Here is a 16,587-nt window from a genome sequence, read left to right on the forward strand (position 1 = left end):
TTAAGAATCGGAGAATATTCTTAAGAAGATTTCTTTCTAACCCTGACAATTACGTCCACCGAATTAATTTCGGTATCTTTTGGAAGGTCTGGAATGCCGGATACTTTAAGGGCATTCGCCGGAATATCCTGCAAGGTTCCCTCAACCTCATGAAAGACATGGTGGTGATGGGATGTATTGGTATCAAAATAAGAACGGCTGGGATCTACAATGACTTCACGCAGTAAGCCTGCCTGGGTAAATTGATGCAGGTTATTATAGATGGTCGCCAAAGATATTTTTACACCTTCATTCAGGGCTTCTGAATGAAGTTGTTCCGCAGTTATGTGGCGATGACCATCAGAAAACAGAAGATCGGCCAACGCAAGACGCTGGCGTGTAGCCCGAAGATTGACCTGTTTTAAGCGGTCTTCTACATCTTGTCTGTTTTTTGTCATACACACCCTGAAAGACTAACCTGATCACTGCCTATATATATAGGATCGCAGGATATATTATCAAATTTTTGAATGACAAGAAACGAGCTCTATTTTCCGGTCATTATCCGATCAACAAGCTGTTTTACAGTTGGAATAAAGCCATTTGCATAAAACGGATCTGTCGCAAAACGGTAAGCACCATGTCCCGCAAACATCAGGTTGTTCTCCACGTTGGCTTCTGAGTGGATAACGTCCTGAAGTGTTTTCTGGATACAAAAACTCCGGGGATCAGCTTTTCTGCCTGTGTTTCCTGTTTCGTTTTCTGCCCAGTTTGAAAACGTACACTGAGATAGGCACCCCATGCAGTCCACCTGATCTTTTCGGATTTCCTGCATTTTCTCTTTGGTTACAAATATCAGTGTTGTATCTGGGGTCTTCATAACCTGGTCAAAACCGGCAGCCACCCATTTTTCAGCGTTGGCCCTGTCTTCCTGAGTTAGGAAAACTTCCCGCTTGCGAGCGCCCATGCTAAAGGCAGCAGTATGCGCGCCAACAGGTTCATTGGAAAACGCAACCTGCCGTTCTGAACGTTGCCTAAGCTCTTCAATAAACTCATTGTTTACCGCTGATGACCAAAAGCCAGTTGGGCTGAAACGGTTCAGGAAAACATCGCCCTTTTTCAGGGTTCCAAGTTTTTTCTTCCAGGCGTCGGAAATAGGACTTTCCTGAGTCAAAAGTGGCCTTGTGCCAAATTGGAAGGCGATTGGCCCAATTTCCGGATTATCCAGCCAATCTGCCCAGTCTTCAATGTGCCAGACACCACCTGCCATGATAATGGGGGTGTTTTGCAAACCTATTTCATTCATCAGTTTGCGCAATGCTGCGACACGAGGATAGGGGTCTTCCGGAGATCGAGGATCTTCAGAATTACTGAGCCCATTGTGACCGCCTGCAAGCCAAGGGTCTTCGTAGACCACTCCACCCAGCCAGTCAGAGAATTTGTGATATGCGCGTTTCCAGAGGGCACGGAACGCCCGAGCAGAGGAAATAATAGGATAATAGTGAACTTTATAGTCAGATGCGATCTGAGCGACCCGATAAGGCATGCCTGCACCGCAAGTGATACCATTGATCAGACCTTTTGCGCCTTCAAGAACACCATGGAGAATACGCTCAGCACCACCCATTTCCCAAAGGACATTCATGTGAATTGCGCCTTGGCCGCCCGCGAGTTCGTGGGCTATTTGCGCTTGCGCAATACCTCCGCTTATTCCGTACGCAACCAGTTCATCATGCCGTTCCCGTCGGGTCCGTCCATAATAAATCTGAGGAATACGTTCACCATTCTCATCATAGCTGTCCGCATTTACGCCGGAAAAAGTTGCAACGCCCCCTGCAGCAGCCCAGGCACCTGAGCTTTGGCCGGAAGATACAGCGATACCTTTGCCGCCTTCGATTACGGGTAGAACTTCTTTACCCGACATTACTATGGCATTCAGTGACTTCACGAGATAACCCTAACCCTGACTTTCCTTCAACCTACCATTTAGCGCAATCGGCTCACAACACCAAGCGTTAAACATGGAGACTGAGGCGGCAAATTGAGTAAGCCGCCTCAACTCACTTTTATTTAGTCTTCGCTGCTCTCTTCGTCAGCTTTTTCCTGATCTGCAAGAACAGCTTTCATTGACAGACGTACCTTGCCACGACCATCAATTTCAAGAACTTTAACCTGCACTTCATCACCTTCATTGACCACGTCTGTAACTTTGGCAACCCGTTTAGGAGCCAGTTCAGAAATGTGAACCAGACCATCGCGATTACCAAAGAAATTAACAAAGGCACCAAAGTCGACAACTTTAACAACTTTACCTGTGTAGGTTTGGCCAACTTCCGGATCATCCACGATAGATTTAATCCAGTTGACAGCTGCCTCAGCAGATTCAGTCGTAGTTGCAGCAACTTTCACGCTGCCATCGTCATCGATATCAATCTTGGCGCCGGTCTGTTCGCAGATTTCACGAATAACCTTACCACCAGTACCAATAATGTCGCGGATCTTGTCTTTTGCAACAGTTAGCTGAGTGATCCTAGGTGCGCCGTCACGAACGCCTTCACGGGCAGCATCTATAGCCTTACCCATTTCCTTCAGGATATGCAGTCGACCTTCAGTCGCTTGCGCAAGGGCCTGACGCATAATCTCTTCGGTGATACCGGCAATCTTGATATCCATCTGTAAGGATGTAATGCCTTTATCTGTTCCTGCAACCTTAAAGTCCATATCGCCGAGATGATCTTCATCACCCAGGATGTCTGAAAGAACAGCGAACTGTCCATCCTCTTCAAGGATCAGACCCATGGCAATACCAGCAACCGGGCTTTTCAACGGTACACCAGCGTCCATTAACGCAAGTGAGGTGCCGCAAACTGTCGCCATAGAGGAGGAACCATTTGATTCTGTAATTTCAGAAACGACACGCAATGTGTATGGGAACTCTTCTTTGCTTGGCAGAAGTGGGTGGATCGCACGCCATGCGAGCTTACCATGACCAATTTCACGGCGACCTGTAAAGCCAGCACGTCCAACTTCACCTACGCTGTAAGGAGGGAAGTTATAGTGCAGCATGAAGTTTTCACGATATTCGCCTTCAAGTGCATCAACAATCTGCTCATCCTGGCCTGTACCCAAGGTGGTGACAACCAAAGCCTGTGTCTCACCGCGAGTAAACAGGGATGAACCGTGGGCGCGCGGTAGCGCGCCAACTTCAGCAACAATCTGACGAACTGTCTTTGTGTCACGGCCGTCAATCCGAGTGCCTGTGGAAATAATGTTTCCGCGAACAATGGATTTTTCGATTTTCTTCAGGATGCCATTTGCTGCTTCAACTTCGTCCTCTTCCAAGGATTCCAAAGCGGCCTGCTTCGCAGCGTTGATTTTTTCAACACGGTCTTGCTTAACTTGCTCTTTATAGGCGTCAGCTAGTGCTGCTTCTGCACTTGCCTTCACTTTAGCTTCCAACTCTGCGTCAACTTCTGGAGGCTGGAAATCCCATGGTTCTTTGGCACAATCTTCAGCCAGATCAATGATAGCATTGATAACGGACTGATATTCCTTGTGGCCGAACATAACAGCGCCGAGCATCTGTTCTTCAGTGAGCTCGTTAGCTTCGGATTCGATCATCAAAACAGCTTCATCAGTACCTGCAATCACAAGATCCAGATCTGTACCTTCCAGCTGTTCGGAAGTTGGGTTCAGGATATATTCTCCATCCTTGAAGCCAACGCGGGCCGCGCCAACAGGGCCCATGAAAGGAATCCCTGAAATTGTGAGAGCGGCAGATGCGCCGATCATGGCCACAACATCCGGATCATTTTCAAGATCGTGGGCAACAACTGTACACAGGATCTGTGTCTCATTTTTAAAGCCACTGACGAATGAAGGGCGTAGAGGACGGTCAATCAGGCGAGAGACCAGAGTTTCTTTTTCAGTCGGGCGTCCTTCACGTTTGAAGAAGCCGCCAGGGATTTTGCCTGCAGCGTAGGCTTTTTCCTGATAGTTGACTGTGAGTGGGAAAAAGTCGATCCCGGGTTTTTCTGCTTTTGCTGCGACAGCAGTACAAAGAACCTGTGTACCGCCATAAGTAACCATTACGGCACCATCAGCTTGGCGCGCAACTTTACCTGTTTCTAAAACGAGCGGGCGTCCGCCCCACATCACTTCCTTGCGATGTATATCAAACATTTCTTTTCCTTCCATGCGGCTCAGCCCTATGCCTTACCGCTAAACACCATCGCCCTATGCGACGGTAAACATATCTTCTTCATCACTTAAGACAGCTGAGTAAAACCCAGAAAAGCAAACGCCGGCAGCATCGGACGAACTGCCCGATGCCAAACCGGCGTAATACAGGTCTAACCCCTGATTGTGACAGGAGTTCGAATAGCAATTATTATTTACGAATACCAAGGTCCGTGATTACTTTCTGGTAACGCTCTTCACTGTTCTTTTTCAGATAGTCCAGCAAACGACGACGTTTGCTTACCAAGCTGAGCAGACCACGACGAGAGTGTTTGTCTTTATTGTGGTCTTTAAAATGTTCAGTGAGGTTTGCAATACGGGTTGAAAGAATTGCGATCTGAACTTCTGGAGAGCCTGTGTCTCCATCTTTAGTCGCATATTTCTTGATCAATTCTGCTTTTTTCTCAGCACTAATCGACATCGGTTAAACTCCAACGTTAAATATTAAAAACACGGATTGGATAGAGAATGCCATTTTCAACCTTGGAAATTGACACAGGACCATCCGAATCCATTGCACAGACGATACCGTCTGCCGTATTTGGAACTGCCACGTCATTGCCGTGTCTCACGCGGATTGCCTGAGTTTCCGTTATGGCCACCGCCGGGATGTCGTCCAGCGCGGTCGTCAGTGGAAGCAAGTCCTCAAATTCCGCCGGACACTGCCATAGCTTTTCTAACTTATCCAGTGAAATCGCACTTTCTTCTAAAAAAGGGCCGACTTTTTTACGCCGTAGCTGTGACAAGTGTGCCACCCCACCAAGTTTCCGGGCAAAATCCCTTGCTAGGGCGCGGATATAGGTCCCCTTAGAGCATTGAACATGAAATCGAGCATGTTCAGAATCGGGAATTTCCAGAAGGTCCAGCTCATATATTTCTACTGTACGTTCTGGCATTGCGACATCTTCGCCCTTACGGGCAAGCTTATAGGCTCTTTCACCATTTATCTTGATCGCTGAAAAAGCGGGCGGGACCTGCGTAATCGAACCCTTGAATAAAGGGATACACCGTTCGATGTCAGTTAAGCTAGGCCGATACTCTGAAGTTTCGGTGACCTGCCCTTCTATATCATCTGTGTTTCTCTCGTCCGTCCAACACGCGGTAAACTCATACTCTTTGATTTCATCTACGATAAAGGGGATGGTTTTAGTTGCTTCACCGAGGGCTATGGGGAGAACACCTGTTGCGAAGGGGTCCAAAGTTCCGGCATGTCCGGCTTTTTGGGCTTTGGTTATCCAGCGCACTTTATTGACAACAGCAGCAGAAGTCATACCGCTTGGCTTGTCGATGTTTAGCCAGCCATGAATAGGGATACCTTTGCGACGTCGAGCCATATCAGATTACTTGAATGCCTAGGTCTAATTTGATTCTGGGTCTTGATCACTGCTATCGGTGCGCACATTTTTTCTGAGTAAAGTGTCAATGTGATCACCATACTCAAAGGATTCGTCTTTCTTGAACGCAAGGCGCGGCGTAAATTTCATACTCAATTGCCGTCCAACTTCGGACTGGATAAACCCCGCTGACCGGTTCAGGCCCTTAATAATCGCAACTTCATTTATTCCGCCAAGTGGGATTACATAAACGGTGGCATTTCGCATATCTGGGCTTGGTTGCACTTCTGTTACCGTAATGGAAAACCCACTGACATCCGGGTCATGTATATTTCCCTCAGCCAAGACTTCAGAAATAATATGCCGAAGTTGCTCACCAACACGGAGCTGCCGTTTACTCGCTGATCTTGCAGGTGTTTTTCGACTAGCCATTAGAATATTCTTTCAGCAGAAAAAGGTCAGGGGCCGATTAAGGCCCCTGACAAAACAGTTAGAAAATGTTTGGACCTGGTTTCGACCTAAAGCTCTCTAGCAATCTCAACCACTTCGAAACATTCGATAAAGTCACCAACCTGTATGTCATGGTAGTTCTCAAATGCCATACCACATTCCATGCCAGATTTCACTTCCTTCACTTCATCTTTAAAGCGTTTCAAAGTTGCAAGTGTTCCTTCATGGATCACGATGTCATCACGAAGTAGGCGAACTTTCGCTCCTCTCTTCACGGTTCCTTCGGTTACCATGCAACCACCAATCTTACCAACCTTAGTGATATTGAAGACTTCGCGAATTTCTGCATAACCAAGGAAATCTTCGCGCAAAGTCGGCGCCAGCATACCTGAAAGCATACCCTTTACGTCATCAATCACGTTGTAGATGACAGAATAGTAACGAATATCAATACCCTGGGCTTTTGCAGCTTCCTGCGCCTGTTTGTTGGCGCGAGTATTAAACGCAATAATCATCGCATTTGAAGCTGCAGCCAAGTTGATATCGGATTCAGTGATACCGCCTACTGCAGAAAGTAGAATGTTCACCTTCACTTCATCAGTTTCAAGCTGTTCAAGGGAGTTTGCAATCGCTTCTGCAGATCCTTGAACATCGGCTTTAATCACAACAGGTAGCTCGTCAGCCGTGCCTTCTTTAATTGCAGTGAACATTTGTTCAATGGAGCCACGGGCAGTCGCAGTAACTTTCTTTTCTTTCGCAACTTGATCACGATAGCTGGCAATTTCTTTTGCCTTCGCTTCGTTTTCAGTCACGATAAACTCATCACCAGCTTCTGGTGTGCCTTGGATACCCAAAACCTCGACTGGAACAGAAGGTCCAGCCTCTTCCACCTGATTTCCGCGGTAATCGAGCAGTGCACGAACTTTACCATAGGCAGGTCCTGCAACGAAGTTATCCCCAATCCGCAAGGTGCCGCGTTTCACGAGGACAGTCGCGACCATACCACGACCTGTTTCGATCTTGGCTTCAACAACAGACCCTTGAGCGCTCCGATTAGGATTAGCTCTCAATTCCAGAAGCTCAGCCTGCAGAAGGATTGCTTCCTGAAGTTTATCCAGACCTGTTCCATTCAGCGCAGAGACTTCAACAGACAGCACATCGCCGCCCATTTCCTCGACAAAAACTTCATGTTGAAGGAGTTCCTGGCGAACTCGGTTTGGATCAGCACCTGGCTTATCGATTTTGTTGATCGCAACAATCATGGGCACTTCAGCCGCTTTCGCGTGCTTAATCGCTTCAATGGTTTGTGGCATCACGCTATCGTCAGCCGCAACCACGAGGATCACAACGTCCGTAACCTGAGCACCACGCATCCGCATGGCTGTAAATGCTTCATGGCCTGGAGTATCTAGGAAAGTAATGACATCCCCTGATTCCAGATTTACCTGATAGGCACCAATATGCTGCGTAATACCGCCTGCTTCACCGGCGGCTACGTCTGTTTTGCGCATGGCATCCAGAAGCGAGGTTTTACCATGGTCAACGTGACCCATAATGGCAACAACCGGCGCCCGAGGAACAAGGCTGCTTGGATCATCTTCGTCAGATCCACCAAGACCGATCTCAACGTCTGATGCTGCAACCCGTTTGGGTGTATGTCCCAGATCGCTTACAATCAGCTCAGCTGTATCTGCATCGATAGTTTGCGCAGGCGTTGCCATGATACCCAGCTTCATCAGGGCTTTGACAACATCAACGACACGTTCGGTCATTCTGTTTGCCAGTTCCTGAACGGAAATGACTTCTGGAATGGTAACCTCACGATAGACTTTCTGAGGTGCATCCTCAGGCTGCATCTGTTGTTTCTTACGCGCTCGTTTAACAGCTGCCAAAGACCTTTGTTTTGGCCCTCTGTCATCTAGCGCTTCACCAATAGTCAATCGTCCAGAACGGCGGCGTGGTTCCATGGACCGGCGTGGTGATGGAGTCTTTTCTTCCCCGCCACTGCGACCAGTTTTGGCAACTTTCTTCTTGTTCCCGGTCCGATCGCGTCCTGTATCTTCCACTTCACCAGAGTCTTGTACCTGGTTTGCCCGTGGCGGACGTTCAGTCCGTTTCGGTGCTGCTGGTTTGGACTCCGCTTCAGCCGCCTTGGCTTTGGTTTTTTCACGGTGCTTGGCCGCTTCAGCTTCTTTTGCAGCTTCAGCTTCTTCCATCAAGCGGCGCGCTTCTTCTTCTTCAGCACGGCGACGCTCTTCTGGAGAGCGTCGTTTGGTCTGACGCTCTTTTTCTTTATTTTCTTTTTCAGCTTGCTTCTGAAGTGCTTTTTCTTCTTCAGCCCGTTTTTTTTCTTCAGCCGCTCTCTGCGCATCCAGCTTGGCTTGTTCTTCCCGCTGCTTTTGGGCGAGTGCCAATGCTTGCGCTCTTGCTGATTGTTCGCCTTCTGTCAGACGACTATCAGCTTTCGCTGCCCCTGCTGCTGGGGTCTTTTTAACACTTAGGGTTTTTTTAGCGGCGCCAGGTGCTTTTGGATTAACAACCGTTTTTGGCGCGCCTGCAGCTGGAGCTGCGCCACGTTTTTTGCGCACTTCTACTTGCACGGTCTTAGATCGACCGTGGCTAATATTCTGGCGAACCTGACCGCTGTCACCGGCATTTTTTTTCATTTCCAGCGGTTTGTTCAGGCTAAGCGACTTGCGCCCACCCTTGTCGTTTGTATCAGTCATTCCTACTCCGACCCGGTTCTCTACCTACAAGATCTGGGTTTCTATAGCCATTGAGCCGTGAAACCTCGATCAAAAATTTTTCAGTCAACCCACTAGGGGCCATGGACACATGGACTGCATTTTCCTGTCCGAGCGTCCGACTTAACTCTGCATTGCTGAAAATTTCAATCAGCGGAAGGCCTTTTGCCAGCCTTTGCAGTTTCTCTTTACCGTCACTTGCGCCATCATTTGCCGCAATTAATACAGCAGCTTTACCTGCTTTTAAAGATGCTTCTACCTTCGTAAAGCCAGTTTTCAATAAACCAGCTTTTTTTCCAAGGCCAAGCAAGTTCAAACAGCGATCCTCTAAAGCCTTTTCAATTTGCTCAGCAAGGGCTTCAGGGATGGTTACCTGTCTCTTGGCAGATCGTGAAAAAGCTTTTCTTTTCAATGCTTCTTCGATCGCCTGTTTTTGACAACTGACCCAGATCCCGCGACCTGGAAGTGTCTCTGACAAATCTGGAACCAGTACTCCATCTGGCGAAACCGCAAACCGTAAAAGGTTTTTCTTTGGATGAACCTGACCAGTTGCTGCGCATTTCCGTTCAGGTTCAGTTTTGGTTCCAATTGCAGGAGCAGGTTTACTTTTCTTCCTCGTCACCTGCTTCAGCTTCCTCTTCAAACCAGTGGGCACGAGCTGCCATCACCAGTTCATTTGCCTGATCCAATGACAGACTAAAGTCTTTCAGAATGCCATCTTCTCCGTTGACCAATTCGTCACCTGATAGATCTGCGAAATCATCCAATTGTTTGATTCCTGCTTCACCAAGAGCAACAACCATTGCTGTCGTCAGTCCTTCGAAATTCAGCAGGTCATCGCTAACTTTCAGTTCTTCAAGCTTTTGTTGAAGCTCAGCATTGTAAGCCTCGATATATTCCTGAGCCCGGCGAATAAGCTCTTCCGCGACCTCTTCGTCGAACCCTTCGATTTCTGCGATTTCAGAAACATCTGTATAGGTCAGTTCGTCAATTGACGTGAAGCCTTCTGTCGTGAGGAGCTGGGCGATTGTTTCGTCCACATCCAACGCTTCCATAAAGTTTTTGGTGCGTTCTGTAAATTCAGACTGACGACGGTTGGACTCTTCTTCCTCGGTGAGAATATCAATATCCCAACCTGACAACTGAGTTGCAAGGCGAACATTTTGTCCACGGCGACCAATGGCTAAGGACAGCTGATCATCGGGAACGACTACTTCAATTCTGTTAGCTTCTTCGTCCAGAACAACTTTGGCGACCTCTGCAGGAGCCAAGGCGTTCACAATAAAGCTAGCTTGGTCAGGTGACCAAGGTATGATGTCAATTTTTTCGCCCTGCAGCTCATTAACCACTGCTTGAACACGGGCACCACGCATACCAACACAGGCACCAACCGGGTCAATACTTGGGTCATTCGATGTAACAGCAAACTTTGCACGGCTTCCTGGGTCGCGGGCAACAGCCTTGATCTCAATCACGCCATCGTAAATTTCAGGTACTTCCTGTGTAAATAGTTTGGCCATGAACTGAGGATGTGTTCGAGACAAAAAGATCTGCGGACCTCTTTGCTCGCGTCTCACGTCATAGATATAAGCCCGAATTCGATCACCTTGGCGGAAACTTTCACGTGGAAGCATTTCATCACGGCGAACAATGGCATCTGCTTTGCCAAGATCAACCGTAACGTTGCCGTATTCGACACGCTTCACGATCCCGTTGATGATATCACCAACCCGATCTTTATATTCTTCATATTGGCGTTCGCGTTCTGCTTCGCGGACTTTTTGAACAATAACTTGCTTCGCCGTTTGAGCTGCGATACGACCAAAATCAATTGGCGGCAGAGGATCAGTCAGCAAATCCCCAACTTTGCTACCTGGTACTTCAGCCTCAGCTTGTTCAACAGTCACTTGAGTGGCTTCGTTTTCGACTTCTTCGACAACTTCGCGCACGCGGGCTAAACGAATTTCACCGGTGCTGCGGTTGATATTGGCACGGATATCATTTTCATGCCCATATTTGGCGCGGGCAGCTTTCTGGATAGCCTCTTCCATGGCTTCCAGAACGATATCCCGGTCAATAAGCTTTTCTCTTGCTACTGCATCAGCGACTTGAAGCAGTTCGAGACGATTTAAACTTGCAGCCGATTCCATGACTTCACTTCCGTTTCATAGCTTTCATCAGGACTTATTACTGCTTTGAGTGGCAGCAATCAATTCATCCGTTAATACCAGCTTTGCCTTTCTTAAATCCGCGAAAGGCAGTTCCCATTTATTTCCAGCAGTATCGGCGATCAGAATGTTTCCATCCTTTACGCCCAAGAGTTTGCCGCGGTACCTGCGCTGACCATCTACCGCTTCCTGAAGTTCTACTTTGGCCTCAAAACCAGACCAGTTCTCAAAATCTTTGAGTCTAGTCAGGGGCCTGTCAATTCCTGGCGAGGAAACTTCCAGATTGTAGGCATCTGAAATCGGGTCCTCCACATCCAGAAGTGCAGAGACCGCATGGCTGATTTCCTCGCAGCCTTCTATGGTCATGGTCCCGTCGCTCTGTTCCGCCATGATCTGCAGAACAGGGCTCTCACCACCTGTGTAGGATACCCGAATAAGCTCGTATCCCAGATCAGCAATGGTCGGTTCAATCAACTCAGCGATTTTTGACGTCGGATCCAACGAATTACTCTTTCCTAAGATCGGTGTTAAATGACCGAACTAAAGTAAAAAAGGCCCATAAACAAAAACAGCGGACCAGAGGCCCACCGTTCCAAGATGCTTAACCTTGCGGCAAGCGAACAGTATTAAATTAGCGCTATAATAGCCAAAGCGAAGCCAAAGCCAAGTTTTTTCTGAATATCTTAAGTTAATTGGATCGTTTGACCCTACGGAAGCGATAGTAAACGGATCTTCTACCTTCACGAAGGGCTTTTGCTTCATATCTTGTTTGGGGCCAGTCTTCACCACGAATTGTCCAGTCTTCTGGGTGTTCAGCCATCCATTCGAACTTATCTGACTGTAAGAAGTGGTGTAAAATCCAAGCGCCGTAATCGGTATGATCCGTTCCAACACGGACAATGGCATCGTCTTTGAGGATGCGGGCAATAGCTTGTAAGTTATCATTTGAGACGAATCGCCGCTTGTGATGCGAAGATTTTGGCCATGGGTCCGCAAATAATAGAAAAAGTTTATCCAGGCTCCTTTCTGGTAATTTTTCCATCAATAATTCAGCGGCTTCGTTGTGAACTCGAACATTAGTGAGTTGTTTTTCCTGAACCTTGCCAAGAAGGCTGGCAACACCGTTTAGAAAGGGCTCACACCCGATAATGCCAGCTTCAGAATGGTGCTCTGCTTGCCAAGCGAGATGTTCACCAGCGCCAAAACCAATTTCTAGCCAGTATTCCTTTTTGGGGGCTTCGAACAGGGTTGGAAGATCAATCAGGCGCTGCTCTTCAATCGGAACAGTCATTTGAGGCAGTAGCGCATCTACTGCCTCCTGTTGTCCTTTACGCAGAGCTTTGCCGCGTCTGCGACCATATAGGATCCGCTTACGGTGCTCAGATGAAGGTGTCATGGGTTTATCTCAAAAAGCAGACTTCAGTTGATCCACCAGATCAAGTTTTTCCCAGGTGAAGCCGCCGTCAGAGTCTGGTTCACGACCAAAGTGGCCATAAGCGGCGGTCCGCTGATAAATTGGATTGTTGAGTTTCAAATGCTCACGAATGCCACGTGGGCTTAGATCCATCAGCTCCATCAACAAATTGCCAACCTGATCTTCCGAAACGTTTCCGGTTCCGTAGAAATCAACATACAGAGACAGTGGCTTCGAGACACCGATCGCATAAGAAACCTGAATGCAGCATTTGTCTGCTAGGCCAGCAGCGACAACGTTCTTGGCCAGATAGCGAGATGCATAGGCAGCTGAACGGTCAACCTTGGTTGGGTCCTTACCGGAAAAGGCACCGCCACCGTGAGGTGCCGCGCCGCCGTAAGTATCAACAATAATTTTTCGGCCAGTCAGGCCAGCATCACCATCTGGTCCCCCAATGACAAATTTGCCCGTTGGATTGACATAAAACTCATCTTCAGGACACATCCAACCGTCTGGTAAAGCGTCAAGAACATATTTACGGACGACTTCACGAACTTCCTCTGTTTCCACACCTTCAACATGCTGTGTCGAAACAACAACTGAAGTCGCTCTGACGGGTTTCCCATTTTCGTAAGCCAGTGTGACCTGACTTTTTGAGTCTGGTCCCAAAATTGTTTCAGTCCCGTTGTGACGGGCTTCAGCGAGTGATTTAAGAATATTGTGGGAGTAATAAATAGGCGCCGGCATCAAGACATCTGTCTCGTTCACTGCGTAGCCAAACATGATGCCTTGGTCTCCAGCTCCTTCATCTTTATTGCCTGCAGCATCTACGCCTTGAGCGATATCTGCAGATTGTTCATGAAGGAAAATATCAACGGCTGAGTTTTTCCAGTGGAAGCCCTCTTGTTCATAACCTATAGCTTTGACGGCATCCCGGGCAGTTTGTTCAATCAGGTCTTTTGTAATAGATGCTGGGCCGCGAACCTCTCCAGCCAGAACGATGCGGTTTGTCGTTGTGAGGGTTTCACATGCAACGCGCGCGTAGGGGTCCTGAGAGAGATAAAGATCAACAATGGCATCGGAAATACGGTCGCAGACCTTATCCGGATGGCCTTCGGATACTGATTCGCTTGTAAAGAGGTAGTTGGAATTTTTCACAGTCGTGTCGTCTTTCTTATCAGTGATTGCTGCGAACCCGGCGGTTCCGCAAATTGATTTCGGAGACTGCAATGTAACTAGACTGAGAGTTGGGTCAAGCGGTTTACAGAATTATCCTAAGTTTTCCATATCAACATCGCCAATTGCACGGATCAATTCAAGTACCCTTTTCCGGGTTTCTTCGTCCTTGATACTGAAATAGGCACGGGTCAGCTGCTGGCTCTCTTTTTTATCAATGGGATGCGCATCAAAGGACTGAGTGCCTTCCGCAACCTTGCCATTTGACAGGAGAAGATCGGATGGAATGTCTTCAAAAAAGTATGCCGTTGGAACTTTGAGAAGTTGACTGATTTCAAACAGCCGACTGGCGCCAACACGGTTGGCACCCTTTTCATATTTCTGAATCTGCTGGAAAGTGAGCCCAAGGTCTTTTCCAAGTTTTTCCTGACTAATCCTCAGAAAATTTCTTCGCTCTCGTAACTTGTTTCCAACATGAACGTCCACTGGATGGTGTGACATGTTTATACCCCTCTTTTGACGAAGGAACATATTCTAGTTGATTTAAAGAACTCTTAACAACTGTACACGTGTATAGAATTTCCTCAATTTTTTACAATTTTTGTTATTCACGTCTTAATAATCTTACTATTAAGAAAGGCAGAAGCGAGAACAGGCATATTGAAAGAGGAATGATTTCGCCAGCCTTGAAATAGAGTGTTCGGTTGCTTAAAGGAGCAGGTACTGAAGATTCTATCGCCCCTGCTTCAAGAGGTGATCGTTTTTTTAGTATGCGCCCATATCCATCTATGACCGCAGTAATGCCCTTATTAGCCGAGCGGACGATTGAAACGCCTTGCTCAATAGCCCTCGTGCGGCTTATGACAAAATGCTGGTAGGGTCCGGAAGTATGACCAAACCAGGCGTCATTTGTAACGTTTAAAATCCAGTCAAATTTGGTGTCCACTTTCACTTCCCATGGGAAGGTCACTTCGTAGCAGATTAAAACTCGAAAGGGGGCCACTCCAGGTATCGCCATCACGTCTGAGGCATCTGCATCGGGGAAAGAAAAGTCAGACATCTGATCCAAGACGGGAATCAGGGAAGCAAGACCGGAAGATTTCAGAAATGATCTCAACGGTAGATATTCGCCGTAAGGCAAGAGATGCCTTTTATCATAAATACCCTCAATCTTGCCTTGTGCATTCAGCGCTTGAACACTGTTCCAATATTTGCGTTCAATTGGATGTCGCCGTGGGGCTCCCGTAATCAGATATCCATTCTTCGGAACGTTGCGTGTCAGATAATTTCTGATGCGCTCATCGGTTGTTAGGAAAAAAGGAACAGCTGTTTCAGGCCAAATAAGCAAATTTGCGTCTGATGGATTTTGACGGCTTAAGTCTTCCAGACGTTTCACGTGTTGGAAGCGGGTTCCAGATTTCCATTTGTCTTTCTGTTCATTTCCAGGCTGTAAAACTTTGACTTTCATATCGTCGAATTTTTCCAGATCTGGTGCATTCAAGCGCCAGAATCCGACCCCAACCAGTAAAATGATCAGACAACAGTCGGCGAGTATCCAAAAATGACGATTATTTTTTGAATAGGTTGTATCACCCAGAATAACCGGGATACTGCTAATCAAAACAGTCAGGAAGGTTAAGCCATAAATTCCGACAAAAGCTGTCCATTGCAGCATTGCCAACATGTCACCCCAGGCATAACCGATCAGGTTCCAGGGAAATCCTGTAAACAAAATACCCCGGATATATTCCAGCCCCGTCCATATTCCAGCGAAAGCAAGAATTCTAAGAATTCCACGCCCACCAAGAAGGTGAATGATTAGTGTCGTAAGACCTGTGAAAATGGCAAGGCAGGCAGGCAGGACAAGGATTGGGATTGGTAATAGAGCTGCATAGGTATCTGCATCGATTGTAAAAGCGACTCCAATCCAATAAAGCCCTGCAATATGAAATCCCCAGCCAAACCACCACCCTGTGAAAAAGGCCTGCCATCTGGTGGTGATATTACTTACGAGAAGGAGCAGGCCAGAAAAACAGACAGGTAAAAAGAAAATTGCGTGTACTGGAGCCAAAGTGGCTGCAAGCAAAGCTCCTAGAAAAAAAGCGGCGAATGCTTTTTTCCAGAAAGGGACGTCAGATAAGCTGAAGAAAAAATTTTTCATTCAGCTTCAGAAAGCAATTCCGGTCGGCGACGAATTCTGACCCGTTTGACTTTACGAGGATCTGCATCGGTAATTTCGAAATCCAAACCACTTTCGTGCGGAATAATTTCACCTCTTACAGGGATATGGCCAGCTATCTGAAAAACAAGACCACCAACCGTATCAACTTCCTCATCTTCATCTTCGGGAAGAAGATCGATTTCCAGTAATGTTTCCAAGTCTACAATTTGCGCACGGGCGTCCGCTTCAATTGTTCCATTTCCTGCGACGAAGATCAGCGGTCCTTCCTGCTCATCATGCTCATCCTCGATATCCCCCACAATCTCTTCAACCAGATCTTCAATTGTGACAAGTCCATCAATCCCACCATACTCGTCCACAACGGTTGCCATGTGGATATGCGTCGCACGCATTTTTAGCAATAGGTCCTGAACTGACATAGAAGGCGGCACAAACAGAACTTCACGCTTAAAATTCTGCCATTTGGCGTTCGTCGAGTTTCCCCAAAAATTTATCAGATCTTTGATGTGAAACATGCCGACAACATTATCCAGACTCTCTTCATAGACCGGTAGTCTTGAGTGGCTGGTTTCGGAAAAGCGGGTAACGACTTGTTCGAGTGACAGACTGGCATCGATAGCTTCAATGTCCGCCCTTGGAATCATCACATCGCTAATGCTCATATCACCAATGCCAAGGATATTTGTTAGCATGGCCCGTTCCGCAGGATTAATTTCCTGCTCAGGGTCATCATGCTCCTCAATCAGTTCTTCAAGTGTTGAGCGCACGGAACTGTCAGTCTGATCTCCAAACCCAAGAGCTCTTATTAATTTTGAAAGTAACCCCTCTTGCTCTGCTTGTGCAACATCCTCGGTCTCTGTTGATTGAACCTGATGTGGTTTGGATATGTTGTCGTTCATTG

General features: G+C 47.3%; 15 protein-coding genes. All 15 read right to left on the minus strand.

Translation table 11 applies throughout. The features are described 5' to 3' along the window. Positions 1–20: 20 nt before the first annotated feature. Positions 21–437, minus strand: coding sequence for an iron response transcriptional regulator IrrA (gene irrA / locus HH301_RS03880; protein ID WP_169566834.1), 417 nt, complete (start codon positions 435–437; stop codon positions 21–23). Between the two features lie 89 nt (positions 438–526). Then, complete coding sequence (locus HH301_RS03885) at positions 527–1,927, minus strand: nitronate monooxygenase (RefSeq protein WP_169566836.1); 1,401 nt, start codon at positions 1,925–1,927, stop codon at positions 527–529. Between the two features lie 122 nt (positions 1,928–2,049). Next, positions 2,050–4,161 carry a polyribonucleotide nucleotidyltransferase gene (pnp, locus tag HH301_RS03890; protein ID WP_169566838.1) on the minus strand — a complete coding sequence of 704 codons (2,112 nt, stop codon included), beginning with the start codon at positions 4,159–4,161 and terminating at the stop codon, positions 2,050–2,052. Between the two features lie 208 nt (positions 4,162–4,369). After that, on the minus strand, positions 4,370–4,639 hold the full coding sequence (rpsO, locus tag HH301_RS03895; RefSeq protein WP_169566840.1) for a 30S ribosomal protein S15: 270 nt from the start codon (positions 4,637–4,639) through the stop codon (positions 4,370–4,372). Positions 4,640–4,655: 16 nt separating this feature from the next. Continuing rightward, positions 4,656–5,552 (minus strand): tRNA pseudouridine(55) synthase TruB, encoded by an 897-nt coding sequence (truB, locus tag HH301_RS03900; RefSeq protein ID WP_169566842.1) that lies wholly within the window; start codon positions 5,550–5,552, stop codon positions 4,656–4,658. 24 nt (positions 5,553–5,576) lie between these two features. Then, positions 5,577–5,984, minus strand: coding sequence for a 30S ribosome-binding factor RbfA (gene rbfA, locus HH301_RS03905; protein WP_169566844.1), 408 nt, complete (start codon positions 5,982–5,984; stop codon positions 5,577–5,579). Positions 5,985–6,070: 86 nt separating this feature from the next. Beyond that, the gene (infB, locus tag HH301_RS03910; protein ID WP_169566847.1) at positions 6,071–8,728 is read right to left on the minus strand and encodes a translation initiation factor IF-2; all 2,658 of its coding nucleotides are present in this window, start codon (positions 8,726–8,728) and stop codon (positions 6,071–6,073) included. Beyond that, on the minus strand, positions 8,721–9,368 hold the full coding sequence (locus HH301_RS03915) for an RNA-binding protein (RefSeq protein ID WP_169566849.1): 648 nt from the start codon (positions 9,366–9,368) through the stop codon (positions 8,721–8,723). The genes infB and HH301_RS03915 overlap by 8 nt, the downstream gene beginning before the upstream one ends. Continuing rightward, positions 9,349–10,896, minus strand: coding sequence for a transcription termination factor NusA (gene nusA, locus HH301_RS03920; RefSeq protein ID WP_169566851.1), 1,548 nt, complete (start codon positions 10,894–10,896; stop codon positions 9,349–9,351). Before nusA ends, HH301_RS03915 begins: the two co-directional genes overlap by 20 nt. Before the next feature lie 27 nt (positions 10,897–10,923). Then, positions 10,924–11,415, minus strand: a complete 492-nt coding sequence (gene rimP, locus HH301_RS03925; protein WP_169566853.1) for a ribosome maturation factor RimP — start codon at positions 11,413–11,415, stop codon at positions 10,924–10,926. Positions 11,416–11,602: 187 nt separating this feature from the next. Then, positions 11,603–12,310, minus strand: a complete 708-nt coding sequence (gene trmB, locus HH301_RS03930; RefSeq protein WP_169566855.1) for a tRNA (guanine(46)-N(7))-methyltransferase TrmB — start codon at positions 12,308–12,310, stop codon at positions 11,603–11,605. Positions 12,311–12,319: 9 nt separating this feature from the next. Beyond that, positions 12,320–13,486: a methionine adenosyltransferase gene (metK, locus tag HH301_RS03935; RefSeq protein WP_169569482.1), complete on the minus strand. Its 1,167-nt coding sequence runs from the start codon at positions 13,484–13,486 to the stop codon at positions 12,320–12,322. 111 nt (positions 13,487–13,597) lie between these two features. Further along, entirely contained in the window at positions 13,598–14,005 is a 408-nt protein-coding gene (locus tag HH301_RS03940) for a helix-turn-helix domain-containing protein (protein ID WP_206378157.1), read from the minus strand. 103 nt (positions 14,006–14,108) lie between these two features. Continuing rightward, complete coding sequence (gene lnt / locus HH301_RS03945) at positions 14,109–15,665, minus strand: apolipoprotein N-acyltransferase (protein ID WP_169566859.1); 1,557 nt, start codon at positions 15,663–15,665, stop codon at positions 14,109–14,111. Then, positions 15,662–16,585 carry a hemolysin family protein gene (locus tag HH301_RS03950; protein WP_169566861.1) on the minus strand — a complete coding sequence of 308 codons (924 nt, stop codon included), beginning with the start codon at positions 16,583–16,585 and terminating at the stop codon, positions 15,662–15,664. The genes lnt and HH301_RS03950 overlap by 4 nt, the downstream gene beginning before the upstream one ends. Positions 16,586–16,587 lie beyond the last annotated feature (2 nt).

This window comes from Sneathiella limimaris, assembly GCF_012932565.1.
GTDB classification, from domain to species: domain Bacteria; phylum Pseudomonadota; class Alphaproteobacteria; order Sneathiellales; family Sneathiellaceae; genus Sneathiella; species Sneathiella limimaris.